Annotated in this window: 13 protein-coding genes and 1 riboswitch; of the genes, 12 read left to right on the plus strand and 1 reads right to left on the minus strand. The window is 38.9% G+C overall.

Annotated features, from left to right (window positions below; all coding sequences use genetic code 11):
• Position 1 precedes the first annotated feature (1 nt).
• The 9 genes from ACFX4G_RS11065 (at position 2) to ACFX4G_RS11105 (ending at position 9,330) form a co-directional block, all read left to right on the plus strand.
• A complete protein-coding gene (locus ACFX4G_RS11065) occupies positions 2–1,282 on the plus strand; it encodes an MFS transporter (RefSeq protein WP_028409101.1) in 1,281 nt (426 codons plus the stop codon).
• A 26-nt stretch (positions 1,283–1,308) separates the two neighbouring features.
• Entirely contained in the window at positions 1,309–1,953 is a 645-nt protein-coding gene (locus ACFX4G_RS11070; RefSeq protein ID WP_028409100.1) for a bifunctional 4-hydroxy-2-oxoglutarate aldolase/2-dehydro-3-deoxy-phosphogluconate aldolase, read from the plus strand.
• Positions 1,954–2,054: 101 nt separating this feature from the next.
• On the plus strand, positions 2,055–3,065 hold the full coding sequence (locus ACFX4G_RS11075; protein ID WP_097825180.1) for a LacI family DNA-binding transcriptional regulator: 1,011 nt from the start codon (positions 2,055–2,057) through the stop codon (positions 3,063–3,065).
• A gap of 102 nt (positions 3,066–3,167) precedes the next feature.
• Positions 3,168–3,803, plus strand: a complete 636-nt coding sequence (gene hxlA, locus ACFX4G_RS11080) for a 3-hexulose-6-phosphate synthase (RefSeq protein ID WP_377574596.1) — start codon at positions 3,168–3,170, stop codon at positions 3,801–3,803.
• The gene (gene hxlB / locus ACFX4G_RS11085; protein WP_377574599.1) at positions 3,803–4,351 is read left to right on the plus strand and encodes a 6-phospho-3-hexuloisomerase; all 549 of its coding nucleotides are present in this window, start codon (positions 3,803–3,805) and stop codon (positions 4,349–4,351) included. The genes hxlA and hxlB overlap by 1 nt, the downstream gene beginning before the upstream one ends.
• Positions 4,352–4,664: 313 nt before the next feature.
• The gene (locus tag ACFX4G_RS11090; RefSeq protein WP_097825178.1) at positions 4,665–5,636 is read left to right on the plus strand and encodes a DHH family phosphoesterase; all 972 of its coding nucleotides are present in this window, start codon (positions 4,665–4,667) and stop codon (positions 5,634–5,636) included.
• Between the two features lie 21 nt (positions 5,637–5,657).
• Positions 5,658–6,407, plus strand: a complete 750-nt coding sequence (locus tag ACFX4G_RS11095; protein ID WP_377574604.1) for an SDR family oxidoreductase — start codon at positions 5,658–5,660, stop codon at positions 6,405–6,407.
• A 277-nt stretch (positions 6,408–6,684) separates the two neighbouring features.
• Positions 6,685–7,332, plus strand: a complete 648-nt coding sequence (locus ACFX4G_RS11100; protein WP_050689790.1) for a nitroreductase family protein — start codon at positions 6,685–6,687, stop codon at positions 7,330–7,332.
• A gap of 426 nt (positions 7,333–7,758) precedes the next feature.
• Positions 7,759–9,330: an APC family permease gene (locus tag ACFX4G_RS11105; protein WP_013057634.1), complete on the plus strand. Its 1,572-nt coding sequence runs from the start codon at positions 7,759–7,761 to the stop codon at positions 9,328–9,330.
• A gap of 62 nt (positions 9,331–9,392) precedes the next feature.
• Here the strand turns inward: ACFX4G_RS11105 and ACFX4G_RS11110 are convergent, their stop codons facing one another.
• On the minus strand, positions 9,393–9,956 hold the full coding sequence (locus ACFX4G_RS11110) for a YdcF family protein (protein WP_097825176.1): 564 nt from the start codon (positions 9,954–9,956) through the stop codon (positions 9,393–9,395).
• Between the two features lie 147 nt (positions 9,957–10,103).
• Positions 10,104–10,283, plus strand: a riboswitch (cobalamin riboswitch).
• A gap of 92 nt (positions 10,284–10,375) precedes the next feature.
• Between ACFX4G_RS11110 and ACFX4G_RS11115 the strand changes: the two genes are divergently transcribed.
• From ACFX4G_RS11115 to ACFX4G_RS11125, 3 genes are all read left to right on the plus strand, one after another.
• Positions 10,376–11,902 (plus strand): cobyric acid synthase, encoded by a 1,527-nt coding sequence (locus ACFX4G_RS11115; RefSeq protein ID WP_043981541.1) that lies wholly within the window; start codon positions 10,376–10,378, stop codon positions 11,900–11,902.
• Positions 11,903–12,107: 205 nt separating this feature from the next.
• Positions 12,108–13,166: a FecCD family ABC transporter permease gene (locus ACFX4G_RS11120; RefSeq protein ID WP_377574608.1), complete on the plus strand. Its 1,059-nt coding sequence runs from the start codon at positions 12,108–12,110 to the stop codon at positions 13,164–13,166.
• On the plus strand, positions 13,163–14,446 hold the full coding sequence (locus tag ACFX4G_RS11125) for an ABC transporter ATP-binding protein (protein WP_377574612.1): 1,284 nt from the start codon (positions 13,163–13,165) through the stop codon (positions 14,444–14,446). Before ACFX4G_RS11120 ends, ACFX4G_RS11125 begins: the two co-directional genes overlap by 4 nt.
• Positions 14,447–14,459 lie beyond the last annotated feature (13 nt).

Below are 14,459 nucleotides of genomic sequence, written 5' to 3' on the forward strand. Positions count from 1 at the left end.
AATGAAACAGCAGCTAGCAAAAAAAAGATGGCTTCGGTTAATTCCTATCGTATTTATTACGTATAGCCTTGCATATTTAGACCGTGCAAACTATGGGTTTGGAGCAGCGGCAGGACTGGCAGAAGATCTTCATATTACGCCAGGTATTTCGTCTTTATTAGGGTCGCTCTTTTTCTTAGGTTATTTCTTTTTCCAAATTCCAGGCGCTCACTATGCTGAAAATAAAAGCGCCAAAAAGCTGATTTTTTGGTCTCTGATTTTATGGGGAGCACTTGCTACAGCTACGGGTATGGTAAGCCACGTCGGATTTTTGTTTGTTATTCGGTTTGCTTTAGGAGTGGTCGAAAGTGCCGTTATGCCTGCTATGCTAGTGTTTTTAAGCCACTGGTTTACAAAAGCAGAACGTTCTAGAGCCAACACGTTTTTAATTTTAGGAAATCCGGCAACTGTTCTTTGGATGTCTATTGTTTCTGGGTATTTGCTAGAATCGTTTGGCTGGAGATGGATGTTTATTTTAGAAGGTTTTCCAGCTGTTATTTGGGCATTTTTATGGTGGAAACTAGTAAACGACGAGCCAAAAGATGCAGGCTGGCTGTCGAAAAAAGAAAAAGCAGATTTACACGATGCGCTGCAAAAAGAACAAGAAGGAATCAAACCTGTTAAAGGCTATAAAGAAGCTTTCAAAAATCGTACTGTCATTTTATTAAGCATTCAATATGCTTTATGGAGTATTGGCGTCTACGGATTTGTTATGTGGCTGCCGTCTATTATTAAAGCAGCGCCTAACATGAGTATAGTGAAAACAGGTTGGTTAGCGTCCGTTCCTTACGTATTAGCAGTTGTATTAATGTTAACGGTTTCATATCTATCAGATAAGTTTTTAAAACGAAGCGCATTTGTATGGCCGTTCTTATTAGTAGGAGCGCTTGCTTTTTACGGATCTTATTTAGTTGGCACAAGCAACTTCTGGCTTTCCTTTGCTTTACTCGTTATCGCCGGAGGAACGATGTACGCTCCGTACGGACCGTTCTTTGCGATTATTCCTGAAATTTTACCGCGTAATGTTGCCGGAGGAGCAATGGCTTTAATTAATAGCATGGGCGCACTTGGTTCATTTGCCGGTTCTTATATTGTAGGATTTTTAAATGGATCAACAGGAGGATTTGGCGCTTCCTATATCTTTATGGCAGGATCATTATTCCTTGCGGCAGTTTTAACCATTGTTGCAACGAAAAAGCCAAGAGAAGTTCAAAGTGTAAAGCCAGTCGAAACAACGGCTTAATGTAACGATAAAAAAGGAGAATTGAGATGCATATTGAGAAAATTACAAGTAGCGGTATTGTAGCGGTCATTCGAGGAGCAAGTGCTGAGCGAATTATTCCACTTGCCTACGCATTAAAAGAAGGCGGAGTAACAAACCTAGAAATTACAATGGAAAACCCTGCTGCCGTAGAGGTTATTAAAGAGTTGAAAAATGAATTTGACGACTCGATGTTTATTGGAGCAGGAACTGTTCTAGATGAAGAAACAGCACGAATTGCTATTATGGCGGGAGCGTCATTTATTTTTTCTCCTACGGTTAATGAACGAACAATTAAAACGGCTAAAAGATACGGTGTCATTAGCGTTCCGGGCGCTTTTACACCAACTGAAATACTAACAGCCTATGAATGCGGTGCAGATATGATTAAAGTCTTCCCGGCAAGCGTAGTAGGCCCCGCTTATTTTAAAAATATAGCAGGACCGCTTCCTCATATTCCATTAATGCCAACAGGGGGCGTTACGGCTGAAAATGCAGGAGCTTATATTAAAGCTGGAGCAGCTGCTATTGGGGCAGGAAGCACATTAGTGGATGGAAAGCAGCTTCCAACTCCTGAATACTTACTTCAAGTAACAAAGGAAGCGAAGCGTTTTACTAATGAAATTCAAGAAGCTAGGCTTGCGTACGCTTAATAAATAAAGCCTTCTGCTAGCAAGAAGGCTTTTCCTTTTTCGTTTTTTTCGTTTACACTAGGAGTAGCATAATTTTAGGGATTGAATGAAAAGGACGGATTATGATGCAAAAAGTTACAATGCTGGACGTTGCAAAAGCAGCAAATGTCTCCAAAAGCACCGTATCACAATACATTAACAAACGGTATGAATATATGGGCGAAGAAACACGAAAGAAAATTAAAGAAGCGATTGATACACTCGGCTATCAGCCCAATTATCTAGCAAGGAGCTTAAAACAAAAGCGAACGTCAATGATTGGGATTATTGTCGCGAATATTATGCACAGATTTTCTACTGAAGTCATTCGTGCAATTGAAGACTATTGCCATTCACAAGATATACATGCCATCATCTGTAACGCAGATGATGACCCTGATAAAGAAAAGAAATATATTAATATGTTAAAAGCAAAGCAAGTAGATGGCCTTATTTTATTTCCAACGGGAGCCAATACTTCTCTTTATGAGCAGATGATCAAAGAAGAATATCCGGTTGTTATTATGGATCGCAAAATTCATGATGTAAAAGGAAAAATTCCATCCGTAGTGGCGAACAACCAAGAAGCCACAAAACAGGCTATTTTGCATCTCCTCGAGCTTGGACATAAGCATATAGCGATTATTACAGAACCATTAACTATTACACCCCGGATTGAACGTGTAGAAGGGTACAAAGAAGCGTTAACATCAGCCAATATGCCTGTAAATGAATCCATGATTATCAACTGCAAAAAAGCGGACATGCAAAAAGCGCTTGAGAAGCTATTTGCAGCAGATAATTCGCCGACAGCGCTGCTTGCTGGAAACGATTTAGTATTCATTGAAGTGCAGAAATTTATTAAACAACACGGATTTAATATCCCAAATGATTTATCTTTAATTGTTTATGATAATATTCCTTACGCAGATGTAGCAACGCCTGCTGTTACGACGATTTCGCAGCCAGCTTTTGATATGGGAACAAAAGCAGCAGATTTACTTATTAAACAAATTTTAAAGGAAAAGATAGCTTATGAAGAGTACCAGTATGAGTGTGAATTAATTATTCGAGAAACAACTTTGTCGCATTAAACTAAAAAGAGCGCCTATGGCGTGCTCTTTTTAGCTCATCAAAATATTGGTTTTTTTTACGCAGCTACTAAACCGGTTTAGTAGAAAGTGAGGAGAAAAAATATGAAGATACAATTAGCATTAGATCGTGTCACAATTGAAGAAGCTATTATCCTTGCCAAGCTGGCAGAACCCTCTGTTGATTGGATTGAAGTAGGTACATCTCTTATAAAAGAGTATGGAATTGAAAGCATTTATAAAATCAAACAGGCATTTCCGCACAAAACGATTGTAGCAGATATCAAAACGATTGATAACGCAGAGTATGAGTTTACAATGTGCTACCAAGCAGGTGCAGATATAGCAACAGTAATGGGCGTATCACCTTTACCCACGATAGAGACGTGTGCAAATGTAAGCGAAAAATGGAATAAAAAAATGATGGTTGATTTACTAAACACATCAAGCAGCTCGCAAAAGCAAGTAGGTATTTATAGAAACGCTATTTTTTGCCATCATATCAGCAAAGACGAGCAAGAAAAAGAAGGAAAATCGCTGAGTCAAATAAATTTGCGGCAGTATTTTCATTCAGAGGCGCAAATGGCAGTGGCAGGAGGAATTAATCCAGCCTCAGCAGCGTCCTTACTTCACATGAAAGCGGACGTCGCGATTATTGGATCAGCGATTACAAAAAGTGCGGATGTGACAAAGGCATCTGCTGAATTTCAAGACTTATTTATGAGCAGGGGGAACGTATAATGACAAAAACACAAACGATCTTACATGAAATTACGACCGTAATAAATCACATAAAAGAGCCGCAAATAGAAGAAGTAGCGTTTTCACTTTACCAAGCGAAACGAATTTTTGTTATAGGCGAAGGCCGCTCTGGGCTAATGGGCAAATCATTTGCAATGAGACTGATGCATTTAGGTGCGACAGTATATGTTGTAGGGGAAACCATTACTCCTTCGATTGCAGCAGGTGACGTGTTGGTGGCCGTATCTGGTTCAGGAAAAACACAGCAAGTGGTGAGTGTAGCGAAAAAAGCTAAAGAAGTAGGATGTTCAGTTATCGGCATTTCAGCTAGTACAGAATCACCGTTAACTGCTCATACCGATGAGCTGCTGCACATTCCCGCTGCAACCAAATACCGAAGCGAAAATGAAGCAGCTTCCATTCAGCCACTTGGCTCGTTATTTGATCAATGTGCTCACGTTGTATTTGATACCATTTGTTTAGAATACGGGAATTTGAATCACACGGATCATGAACAGGCATTTAAGCAGCACAGCAATTTAGAATAAGAGGAAAGAGGCTAGAACAAAAGTAGGTTATTTAAAAGAAAATCCGAACGATGAATCGAGATTCTTCATAAAGAATCACATTCGTTCGGATTTTTTCATTGGTATTGATGAGCGTAGGTTTCATGTGTGTAGTTGCTTCTAGCTGTTGATTGAATCGATGTAGTTATGTCTCACTCTCTTTTGATACAGGTAAGTCGAAGTCTGAACGTTGACTTCACTTCAAAGTAAATAACAGCATTTTTATGCTGAAATTGCTATAATATACAAGCCGGTACATATACTAAGGCGACTGAAAATAAAGGAGTTTTGATTAATGACAAAAATAAAATTAATTTCACATAACGATTTAGACGGGGTAAGTCCAGCACTATTGGGTCGGTTAGCGTTTGGCGATGATAACTTTGATTACAGCACGGTAAGCATTGGCCGCATCAATGACACAGTGACACATTTTATTGAAGAAGAAAACGATGGAGACACAGCTTTATACATAACGGATATTAGCGTAAATGAGGAAGTAGCGGAAAAATTAAATGAGCTGGTAAAAAAAGGCCAGAAAATCACTCTTATTGACCATCATATCTCTGCTCTTCCACTAGCTAAGAAATACGATTGGGTTCATGTTATTGCAGAAGACGAAAACGGTAAAAAGACGGCAGCTACATCTCTTTTCTACGACTACTTAGTGCGCAACAACATGCTCCAAAAAACGGCGTTGCTTGATGAGTACGTAGAACTTGTGCGCTTATTTGATACGTGGGACTGGTTCCATGAAAATAACTTGAAAGCAAAGCGTCTTAATCACCTATATTATCTAATCCCGCATGAAGAATTTAAAGAAACCATTCTAGAAACGCTTCGTGAATCATACCATACTGAAAATCAAGAATTTACGTTTACGGACAAACACGAAATTTTACTAGAAGCAGAAGAAAAAAAGATTGAAAAATACATTTATGATAAACAAAAACAAATCATAAAAGAAAGGGTTGAAATTGATAACACAGCGTACAACGCAGGGATTGTATTCGCAGATACATATCAGTCTGAGCTAGGAAATGCACTGTGTCTAGAAAACGAAGATATCGACTTTTCCGTTATGGTGGACATGGGACGCCAAAAGATTGGGTTCCGTGCAGTAAAAGACGAAATCAACTTAGCAGAAATTGTTGGGCATCTTGGAGGAGGAGGTCACCCAAAAGCTTCTGGATGCAAGTTAACGGCTGAAACGTTTGCTCTTTTCGTCACGGATCACTTGTTTAAAGACGAAGAAAAAAGTGAATAAAGCGTATAAGGAGGAGATGATATGTCGTTTAAAGATTTAGTTGTTGTTGTCACCGGAGCTGCGAACGGAATAGGTAAAGATGTATCCCGCGCATACGCGAAACAAGGAGCAAAAGTGGTATTGGCAGATGTGGACGAAACTGAAGGAGAGCGTCACGCAGAAGCTATTCAAAGACAAGGCGGAGAAGCCATTTTTGTGAAAACAGACGTCCGAAAAGAAGGCGACATTTTAAATCTCGTTGAAAAAACGGTCAGTACGTATGAAACGATACATATTTTGATTAATAATGCAGGCGTTTCCCGCTGGAAATCACCGTATGAGCTAACCATTGATGAATGGGATGACATTATCAGTACGAACCTGCGCAGCGTGTTTCTATGCTCTCGCGAAGCAGCTAAGGTGATGAGAAAAAACGAAAGCGGAGGCTCCATTGTAAACTTAGCTTCTACGAGAGCTACAATGTCTGAACCTCACACAGAAGCCTATGCGGCTACAAAAGGAGGAATCGTTGCTTTAACTCATGCACTTGCCATTTCACTTGGTGATGACAACATCACAGTAAATGCTATTTCTCCAGGATGGATTGAGACATCTGACTACGATGGCCTTCGTGAAATCGATCATACGCAGCATCCGTCTAATCGGGTGGGAACGCCAGCCGATATCTCAAGAGCGTGTATGTATGTAACAAACGTTGAAAATGATTTTGTAACAGGAGCTAACCTCGTAGTAGACGGGGGAATGACGCGAAAGATGATTTATGAACATTAAGCATTAAGCATCTACGAAAAAAGACTGCCGTATTTAGCAGTCTTTTTTCATATAATCATGAAAAGAAAAAGATAATAATTTTTTCTTGACAGAACAAAATAATCATTGTAAAGTAAGTTACATAAAGTAATTAAATTTCAATTAATATTTTTTTAGTTTAATATCTCGAATTAGAGATATAAGAATTCATTATATCTTGTTTATCTCCTTTTGTCAGGGGGAAGGGTATAAACATGCAATTTAAGCTTAAAAAAACAAACAATTAGGAGTGTGGAAAATGGGTTTTTTAGATAAATTATTTGATAAATCAAGTGATCAACAACAGGTTGGAAAAGATTTTTATGAAGCAATTAAAAACCGACGTTCTATTTATGCAATTGATAAAAATGTAAAAATATCAGAAGAAAAAATTGAAGAAATTATCAACTTTGCGGTGAAACATACTCCTTCAGCATTTAATTCCCAAAGCGCACGCGTAGTCGTTTTATTTGGCGAACAGCATGATAAAGTATGGGATATTACGAGAGAAACGCTTCGTAAAATTGTTCCAGCTGAAAATTTTTCAGATACGGATCAAAAAATGAACTTATTCGGAAGCGGCTATGGAACAGTTCTTTTCTTTGAAGATCAAGAAGTAGTGGAAGGGCTCCAAAAGCAGTTCGCATCTTACAGCGAAAATTTCCCGGTTTGGTCTAACCAATCATCAGGCATGCTGCAGCATGTGATTTGGACAGCGCTTGAGCTCGAAGGCCTAGGAGCAACATTACAGCATTACAATCCATTGATTGACGATGAAGTAAAAGCAGCTTGGAATATTCCAAGCTCATGGAAATTAATTGCCCAAATGCCATTTGGTAATCCTGTGTCACCTGCGGGAGAAAAAGAATTTCAACCGCTAACTGAACGTGTAAAAGTATTTAAATAAGCAAAATAAGAGGTACGGACAAAATTATTTTAGTTGAAGCAAAATCCGAACGATGAATCGTTCGGATTTTTTCATTGGTACGGCAAGCGTAGTTGTTGCGTATGTAGCTGCTTCTAGCGGTTGATTTCGTTATGTCTCAGCCTCTTTTTTTTCAACAAATAGTTTGAATATTCTTTTATGTTTAACCTAAGAAAAATGCGGTTAAATAGGAGGAGTAGTCCTCAAATCTTCTGTGGAATTTATGCGCTATACATAAGCAATTCAACGATGTTTTACAAAAAAATAAAGTTTTTAACTTGGTTTTTTAGAGAATATTTGTTAACATATCCACTTGTGAGGTCTTAGTAAGAGGAGGATGATGTAAAGAATCCCATATCGGACGCAAGGGCGTAGATATGTGGAGTGGGAATTTTAAAGGAGGATTTTATGTCTGATCAAGGAAATCAAGGAAAATTTAAAAAATCAATATCGTTACTTGACCTAACGTTAATTGGGATGGGAGCTATTTTTGGTTCCGCCTGGTTATTTGCGGTTAGTAACGTAGCGTCAAAGGCTGGTCCGGCCGGAAGTTTTTCGTGGCTGATTGGCGGAGTCATTATTTTACTTATCGGTTTAGTGTATGCTGAACTTGGAGCAGCGCTGCCGCGTACCGGTGGAATTATCCGTTATCCGGTTTACTCACATGGTCATTTAGTGGGTTACTTAATTTCATTCATTACCATTATTGCTTACACAAGTTTGATTGCCATCGAGGTAACGGCTGTACGTCAGTATGTTGCGTTTTGGCTTCCTGGTCTAACTAAACATGGTTCTGAATCGCCTACTACAATCGGCTGGTTATTTCAGTTCGCGTTATTAACGCTATTTTTTATCATTAACTACGTAAGTGTAAAAGCATTTGCTAAGTCAAATGTCATTATATCTGTGTTCAAATATGCGGTTCCTCTTACAATTATCGTCGTGTTGGCTTATCACTTTAAATCAGCTAACTTTACAACTGGCGATTTTGCTCCGTTTGGTTTTAATGGTATCCAAGCAGCCATTTCAACAGGTGGCGTTATGTTTGCTTACCTAGGACTTCACCCTATTGTTTCTGTAGCCAGTGAAGTTAAAAACCCGCAGCGTAATATTCCAATCGCGCTCATTATCTGTATTGTACTTTCAGCGATTATTTACACAGCACTGCAAGTATTGTTCATTGGTAACATCCCGGCTGATATGCTATCAGGAGGATGGGGAACAATTCAAGAGCAATTCTCTTTACCATTTAAAGATATTGCACTTATTTTAGGCCTTGGCTGGTTAGTAACGCTTGTTATTTTTGATGCTATTTTATCACCAGGCGGTAACGGGAACATCTTCATGAATACAACTTCTCGTTTAGTTTATGCGTGGTCTCGTAATGGAACATTATTTAAACGTTTCTCAAAAGTAGATAAGAAAACAGGAATTCCACGTGCGTCACTATGGCTATCATTTGGAATGTCCGTATTCTGGACACTGCCATTTCCTTCTTGGGAAGCGCTAGTAAACGTATGTTCAGTGGCACTTATTCTGTCTTATGCGATTGCGCCAATTTCAGCTGCTGCATTCAGAGTAAATGCAAAAGACCTTAAAAAACCTTTTAAATTAAAAGGCATGAGCGTTATTGCTCCTGTTTCATTTATTTTCTGTTCATACATCGTATATTGGTCAGGGTGGACGACAATTTCTTGGCTGCTAGGATCACAGCTTCTAATGGTTGTTATCTACGTAGCGTTTAAGAAATACGTACCAACTGACGTTGTAAAATTTGCACAGCAGCTTAAATCTGCTTGGTGGCTAGTTGCTTATTATATTATTATGCTTGTTATCTCTTATCTAGGTTCATTTGGTGGAGGACAAGGTGTGCTAAGCAACCCGCTTGACTTAATTTTAATTGCCCTTGTTTCACTTGGTATTTTCTACTGGGCGAAATACACAGGTTTACCAAAAGCAGTTATCGATACAGATGATTAATAAAAAACACGGCATGAATTCATGCCGTGTTTTTTATTTGTAGAGCTACTTACTCTATTTATTTATTTATCAAACAGCCATGTTTTTAAAATAGCAGCATACTCACGAAAGTAGGCTTGAAGTTTAATTGAATTTGGTGTTTTTGCACCTAAAGGATAAACGTCAAAGCCTTGACGTTTGGCAATAATAGAGGCGCGAAATAAATGAAAATCACTGCTAACAAGCACGACTTTTTTGTGTTGAATATCAACTTTCTGTTTAGTAAAAGTAAAATTCTCAAAAGTAGAAGTTGACTGATTTTCTTTTATAATTCGATTCTTCTTAATTCCTTCTTTCCGCAGAAAACGATAGGCTGCCTCTGCTTCAGAAATTTCTTCATCGGATCCTTTTCCACCCGTTACGATAACTTTTGTTTGTTGATTGGCTTGTAAATAAGATAAGGCCGTCTTTACTCGTTCTTTTAAACTAGGAGACATTTGGTCACCATCTACTTTAGAACCTAAAACGAGCACATAATCTGCGTTTTGTGGAACAGGCTTGTGAGCAGTTTGATACATACAAAAAGATATGATTGCTATATAAAGAACAAACACGCTGATAAAGACATAAATGATTTTTTTCTTCAACTGTGAGCACCTTCCTAGCTATTCCATAAGATGTTTGGAAAATAATTGTTATTATAGCATACGAGACCCAAATAAGTATAAACACAGTAATATATAATAATAGAAGAAAATCGTTATTGTGAATGGGTATAAAATTCGTTACAATAAAGAATAAATGATTTTAAAAGTGCCTCTAAGGAGGATAATAGGGAAATCGGTGTAAATCCGGTGCAGCCCCCGCTACTGTAAATGTGGATGAACCTGCAAAGACCCACTAGTCAAGCTAGGAAGGGTGCAGAAGTAAAATGAAGCATAAGCCAGGAGACCTGCTTTTAAAAACCCCTTATTTTTCGGTGGGAGAAATAAGTCAAGACAATGTGTTAATGAGCGCATGACCAAACCTTGACTTCTACAGTTAAGGTTTTTTTATGTGGTAGGGAGTGGAAAAAGTGAAAAAAGGAAAACCGCTTATGATTCAAGGAACGCACTCAGACGCTGGAAAAAGCATGATTGCTACAGCATTTTGCCGTATTTTTAAAGAAGACGGCTATCAAACTGCACCGTTTAAATCGCAAAATATGGCGCTTAATTCATACATTACAATGGATGGAAAAGAAATTGGCAGAGCGCAAGGAATTCAAGCAGAAGCGGCTGGAGTAGAAGCAACAACCAATATGAACCCTATTTTAATTAAACCTACTCGTGATCATGAATCTCAAATAGTTGTTCACGGAAAACCGCTACGTAATATGTTTGCTTTTCAGTATCGGCAAGAATTTTTTAATGAAGGTTTGAACGTTATCACGGAAGCTTATAAAGAGCTTGCCAATCATTATGATCGAATTGTGATTGAAGGCGCTGGAAGTCCTGCCGAAGTCAATTTGAACGATCGGGAACTCGTAAATATGCGCGTTGCAAAAATAGCAGAAGCGCCTGTTGTGTTAGTAGGAGATATTGATAAAGGTGGCGTTTTCGCGAGCCTAGTGGGTACTCTTCAATTGCTTCCAGATGAACACAAGTCTAGAGTTATCGGAGTGTTAATTAATAAATTCCGAGGAGATTTAGAACTTTTAAAACCAGGGTTGAAGTGGTTTGAAGAATACACGGGTGTTCCGGTTCTAGGAGTTATTCCTTATATGAACAACGTGGAAATTGATGCGGAAGATTCGTTATCACTTAGAAATTACTCAACGCTTGTGAATCCCTTAAAAGAAATTGATATTGCGGTCATCTCGTACCCGCGCATCTCAAATTTTACAGACATCGATCCTTTAAGCTTAGAAGAAGACTGTCACGTGAGGCTTGTAACCAAGCCGTCGCAATTAGGTACGCCTGATTTAATTGTTTTGCCAGGAAGCAAAAATACGATTGAAGATGCTCAGTTTTTACAAGAAAGCGGCCTGGATCTAGCCATTAATCAAGTCTTGAACACAACGAACGTTCACGTCATTGGCATCTGCGGAGGATATCAAATGCTAGGGGAGACAATTACAGACCCTGATGCAGTAGAATCTCGGATTGAATCCATTAAAGGGCTTGGCTTGCTTCCGGTGGAAACCGTTATGACAACCAGCAAAAAAACAGAAAGAGTTTCTGGGTATGTCCAGTTAGAAAATGAAAGAGTTTCGATTGAAGGCTACGAAATTCATATGGGAAAGACGGTTTCTAAGAGCACCACGAAAGCTTTTGCAGTGGTAGAGCATGAAAAAGAAGGAACGGTTAAAGACAACGTTATTGGCACGTATGTTCATGATGTGTTTCATAACGATTCTTTGCGCAGAGCTTTGCTTAATCAAATTCGTAAACATAAAAAATTGCCGCCTATTACGGACACATTCAACAGTCGCCTGCAAAAAGAGGAGTCTTTTTCAAAAGCAGCAGCATATGTGAGAGAAGCCGTAGATATGGAAAAGCTGTATCAGTTAATAGACAACTATAAAAGTCCGGAGCAAACACAAAAAGTATAGCTTGTAGAGGCTTTCGCTTGTTTTTTTACCGAGAACTTTAGTACGCTATTCTACGTTGCCCAGTTCAACAGTCTAGCACTCGTAACAAATAAAAGATGATTGTTTCCAACTTAATGCATGGTGGAAGCATGGTTTATGGACAGGAAAATGAATGGTTAATGTAATATAAAACATCACGCCTCGTTTCCTAGAGGAGCTGAACGTATTGATTTTTAAACGTATTTTTTTAAACAAAGCATCTATTTTATACATAGTCAGTTTATTTATTGTATGTACTTCGATAATTATGGGCGTATTTATTGGTACAGTTTCGTTAACCGTAGGAGATACAATCAAAATTATTATTGGCCACCTTACCGGGCTATCCTTATATCACGGTCCGGAAAACATGGATTTAATCATTTGGCAAATTCGTTTTCCAAGAGTACTGGTGGCATTTTTAGTAGGAGCTTCACTTTCAATAGCAGGGGCTGCCTTTCAAGGGCTATTAAGAAACTCGCTTGCCGATCCTTATACGATTGGGGTTTCCTCAGGTGCAACCCTTGGCTCTGTCATGGCAATTTATTTTCATTGGAGTATTTTTGGTTTGTCTATCTTCACGCTGCCTGTAGTCGGCATTGTATCTGGTTTTATTACTCTTCTTTTAGTTTTTGGTATTACGAAACTCGCAAGCGGCAATTTGGCCAATGAAACCATCATCTTAGCGGGGATTATTTTATCATCCTTTATGAGCGCGCTTATTTCATTAATTGTGGCTCTTTCTCCCGAAGAAGATGTAAGGCAGGTTTTATATTGGCTAATGGGAAGCGTATCAATGAGAGGATGGTCTCATATTCAAATTTTAGGGCCGTTCTTTTTGTTTGGTACAATTATGCTGTTGTTACATGTAAAAGAGCTGAACGGCTTAGCATTTGGCGATCAATCCGCTCAGTTTATGGGAATAGACGTAAAGAAGAAAAAAAGAATGATTTTAATAGGTGCATCCGTATTAACAGGGGCTGCGGTATCAGTATCTGGGGCAATTGGATTTGTTGGCTTAGTTATCCCCCACGTAGTTCGTCTCGTAGCGGGAGCTAATCATAAGCATGTACTGCCGCTTTCTATTTTAATTGGAGGAAGTTATTTGGTTTTAGCAGATTTATTGGCACGAACGATATTAGAACCTCGTGAACTGCCGATTGGAGTTGTAACCGCCTTAATTGGTTCGCCGATTTTTACCCTGCTCCTTGTAAAAGAACGTATGCGGAAAAGAGGAATATCATGATTGAACTATATAATGTGACAGGAGGATACGATAAGCAGCAGCCGACCGTTCGTGACATCACGTTCACCGTAGACAAAGGTTCTTTTGTCGCTTTACTAGGACCAAATGGAAGCGGGAAAACAACGCTTATTCGCTTAATTATGAATGTATTGACCATTCAATCAGGAGAAGTGAAGGTGGAAGGAAAGTCAGTGAAGGCTTATTCACCAAAACAACTGGCGCAAAAAGTTGCAGTCATGACGCAAGAAAATCAAATTGGGCTAGAATTTACGGTTCAAGAAATTGTTTCACTTGGACGTTACCCTTATCAGGCAAAAGGATTGTTTAGCACTGTATCAGCACAGGATGAAGAAGTGGTGGAAAGCGTGATGAAATTAACAAACGTCTGGCACTATAGAAATCATACTTTTCAATCGCTAAGCGGTGGAGAAAAACAGCGGGTTTTACTGGCTAAAGCACTAGCGCAAGAACCTGACTACTTACTTCTTGATGAACCAACGAATCACTTAGATGTAAAACATACAATGGAACTGCTTCAGCTGTTAAAAACTTTACAGCAGGAAATGAGCTTGACGGTTCTGGCCATTTTGCATGATCTCAACATTGCCTCGCTGTTTGCAGATAATGCCGTGTTACTGAAAGATGGAAGAGTAGAAGAAACGGGGATGGATGCCATTTTTCAGGATGCAGCTACGTTAAAAAGAGTATATGGCGTTGATTTGCATGTATTTCACCATCCTGCTGTGAATAAGCGACAAATTGCTTTTGTGCCGCCGTATCAATATCCAGAGACGGACTTCCATGAGTTGTATAAGTTGCAAAAGGAACCGGGCAAGCTATGTTTATCCTTTGTTCGTCCTTTGAGAACTCTTTCGCTGGGTTCCAATGAAACAGGTCTAGACTGGTGTCAAGAAATTGTTCAACAGCAAAGCAGTGCTAACGCGGCGTGGAAATCTGCGTCTTTATCTAGTTATGAAGTTCGCTTAAAAGACGATAAAGGTTACTCGTGGCTGGCTGTGCTGACACATAGACAAAAAGAAAACGAAGTAAATATTGTTCTACTAACAAATGCGCCGTTTTCGGACGGGAACTTACTTCATGCTGCGATGAAGGTAATTGAGTACCGGGCTTTCTTAGGAAAAACAGGACGTATTGTTGTAGCATCATCTCATCATAAAGAAGAAAATCAAGAAGAAATTTCAGAGTTCTTGATGGAACGCCTCCAAAAAGAGCTACAACTATTTATGGAAACAAAAATGACCGATAATTGCTTTAAATAAGCAGTAGCGGTCA

This window comes from Priestia sp. YIM B13486, assembly GCF_042787865.1.
GTDB classification, from domain to species: Bacteria; Bacillota; Bacilli; order Bacillales; family Bacillaceae_H; genus Priestia; species Priestia megaterium.